Source organism: Gluconobacter vitians (genome assembly GCF_015244565.1).
Lineage (GTDB): Bacteria > Pseudomonadota > Alphaproteobacteria > Acetobacterales > Acetobacteraceae > Gluconobacter > Gluconobacter vitians.
The window spans coordinates 1-3,440 of record NZ_JABCQG010000056.1; the positions used below are offsets into that span (position 1 = coordinate 1).

1 protein-coding gene and 1 pseudogene are annotated in these 3,440 nt (G+C 48.7%); one reads left to right on the forward strand and one right to left on the reverse strand.

Annotated features, from left to right (window positions below; all coding sequences use genetic code 11):
* The first annotated feature begins 390 nt into the window (after window positions 1–390).
* Window positions 391–2,763 (forward strand): TonB-dependent receptor, encoded by a 2,373-nt coding sequence (locus HKD24_RS14880; protein WP_194260943.1) that lies wholly within the window; start codon window positions 391–393, stop codon window positions 2,761–2,763.
* Window positions 2,764–3,278: 515 nt separating this feature from the next.
* On the opposite strand, the pseudogene HKD24_RS14885 reads toward HKD24_RS14880, so the two are convergent.
* Window positions 3,279–3,440 (reverse strand): annotated as a pseudogene (locus HKD24_RS14885) (IS481 family transposase); the annotation flags it as partial.

The following is a 3,440-nucleotide window of genomic DNA, read 5'->3' on the forward strand; positions in this document are numbered from 1 at the left end:
CTTCAATCAGAGGTTCCCAGATCGCCCATGTCTCGTCCGTAAAGGTGCCTGTTCTGTCTCCTTCTTCCATCCCTACAATATGGGAAGAAATTCAAGATCTAACAGGCCCTAATATTCTTGGAAGATAATGCCTCGTGAAGCAGAAAATTGGGTCGTACCATAAATATCTAATCATTAATCATAAAAATAGTCTTATCAAGAAATGCAATACGAATTCTATATCACTATTAGATAAGTGATAATATGTTTTGTAAGTAAATCGGTAAAAATTTATATTACAGAAGTATGACAGTTCTGTGTAATTCTCATGAAGTTTCTTTTGTAGGGGTTGAGTAGAGATGCTTTTTCCGGGACTTGGAGCGCGACCTTTGGTTCATTGGACGGGCGACCATGAAAACAATCTTGTTCATCACGACATGCTGCTTGTGTTTTCAGAATGTTACTGCAACCGCCCGGGCACAAGACAGCATCCAGAAAAACCGGCCGCATAAAAAAGCTTCTGACAGTCAGAAAAAAAAGGTTTCCCGCGATAAAGGCGGAAACGAGAACATCAATGTCACCGGCTACCGCAAGGCTGCGGGCGGCGGCATGATGGTACGGCATACGATTGCCAAAACAGTCAGTTCGCTCTCTCATGACTACATTGAGATGCAGTCTCCCACATCGACCATTGAATCCCTGATTGCAACATTGCCGGGTGTTGTTTCAGCCAGTGAAGGTCCGCTGACGACTTCCTTTTCCACGCTTCATATCCGCGGTATGGCGCAAGCTGAAATCGGCGTGACATTCGAAGGTATGCCAGCCGCCAACCCCTTTACATACAGCACCTATACACCCTCTCTCGTTGACAGCCAGAATATGGGTCAGGTCAATGTCATGCAGGGAGCGGTGGATATAAATTCTCCTACATACAACGCAACCGGCGCCGAAATTTCTGCCAGTATCCGAGGACCGGCAGACCAGCGGAATGTGCACATTGCAGGCTCCGGTGGTTCATATGGAACCAACAAGGATTTTATCCGCTATGATACTGGAGAGATCGGTCATACGGGCGTGCATGCTTTTGTATCGGGATCCTATTCCCGCGGCGACATGTGGCGTGGAGTTGGAGATATCAGGCGATGGCATGTTGACGCGGCAATGACGAAGCAGTGGGCGCCGCATAGCGATTCAAAAGTCATCTTCGGCTGGACAAAGGCAGCGCAGGGAGAGTGGCTGTATCCGTCTCTGGCCAACTGGAAAAAATACGGCATGAAATATGGCCTAGATAACCAGTATGGTGCAGGCGATACGCATTACGTAGGCCTGAACGGAAAAAATACCGGTGCGGTTTACGGAACGATCAAGAATCACTTCAGCTTTGGTCATGGTCTGAGCCTTGATGCCCAAGCTTATTCGGTGGAATTCCACGGACCTTACTATTATGGCGAAACCATACCCGTCAAAAACGGATTTGTAGGCGCTGAAGGCTACAAATCCTTGGATAATTACCAGAATCTTCCGGGGTATGATCCGACCAACAAGAATCTGACCGCTGCCGAAGTCTCGAACTGGTATACTCTGTCGTCTGGAATGATCCTGACAGGGCGCTGGAAGCATAGCTTCAATACGCTCAGCCTGACCTACTGGTATTCTTACGCCCAGGAAGCAGCCCAGATGCGTTTCTACCCGGTAAATAGCAAGGGTCAGTGGAATGGCAATGGCGCTGCGCTGACGGCCAATGGCGGAATACCCTTGGCCGAGGACAATGAAAACGGTCTGCAGCAGCTGAACAGTTTCGCTTTGGACGACAAACTGTCATTCCTGCATGATCGGCTGACGATCGATGGCGGCATCCGGATGGCGATGGCAAATCGTCAATATACGCAGGATCTTCCGGGTGTAGTCGGAAATAACTACAAATCAATCAGAAACGTTTTTGTTCCTTCGCCTCAGGTATTGATCAACTACAACTTCAATTCTCACCATCAGATTTATATTAATGGAACAACGGGCTATCATCTTCCTGCTGCCCTCAGTTCGCAGCTTGCATCCTACAGCCGCTCGACAGGCAAGGCCCAGTCCCTTCCTCTGGCCGATTACAAGCCTGAATACATGATCACCGAAGAAATCGGTTATCGTTATAATGGCTTCCTCATGGCTAACCTCGCGGGCTTCCACTACAACGTTACCAATCATCAGATATCCGCTCAAAGCTATGTCGAGGGATCAACTGCCACGATATCCCAGTTGATCAATGCGGGCGGAATGGAGGCGTACGGTATCCAGGCCGAAATCGCGACGCGTCCGTGGCACCATGTCAGTGCCTATGCGTCCGGTCAGTACATGCATACCCGAAACGGCAATAACATTGCCTATAGTGGAGATTATCTCCGCACGAAGGGAAAACAGGAAGTTGGCGCACCAAGATTTTCTGGCTCGCTGGGTCTGACCTATAATGACGGGATATGGTTTGGTAACTTCACACTGTCCTATATCGGATCACAGTATGCGACGCTCATGAATGACCAGCGTATTCCTGGTTATATCACCGCCAATCTCGGCGTTGGCAGAACCCTGCCAAAAATTGGACACGTACTTCCGAAAATCAAACTCAATCTCGTGAATCTGGGCGACGCAAGTTACCTGTCTTCGATGTATGGATACACTGCTGCGGCGACGACGCAGAAAGGAATCTTCGGGACGACGATCAAGGGCTCCAGCCCAACCTATGTGATCGGTTCGCCGTTCGTCGCCATGGGCACAATTTCCGCAGATTTTTAAGTTCGCAATGCGGGCAGTATAGAAAGGATGGGAATAATATATTCCCATCCTTTTTATTTTCCGCGTGATACATGTGTCCGATGCAGTTGCGGACCGGATAGCGTTTGCAATCCGTTTGCTGTGGAACTTGGTGGCCTTTGCGTAACGGAATGATCAGCAGAATATTGATGCAGCATTGAATGGGTTTTTTTTAGACCGTATTAACGTTTTTCTAGTGCAGAAAGGCGTTTAGACTTAGTTCCCATTGATTTGAGGGTGGAAATCTGATTCAGGCTTCGTGGAGAGATTAATAATAAGCGACTTGTCCTAACTGACGGACCAACAGATGGAACATCTGCGACCGTTTTTCCGAGCGTCGTATGCGCCCGCAGCACAAAAGATGCTGGGACATCGGGGTTATAACGCTGACTGGTTCAGGGGGCCTAGGTCACGTTGACAAAAGACCCAATCCAGAGTTTTGCGGCGGCGATATTGAGGAAACTGTTGAAGGATAAGGCGGTCTTGTCGTAGCGGGTCTAGGTGTCTAGTCCCGGGGTTTGATGGGTTGGATTGATGATGAATCTTTGTGGCTCTGAAGTCCAGATTTTGCAGACGTATTCGTAAGGGGTAAGGCCACTGAGGGTCTTGAGTCTTCGCCCGAAATTATAGGCTGCCATGAAGTCGTTGAGGTGTGTCCT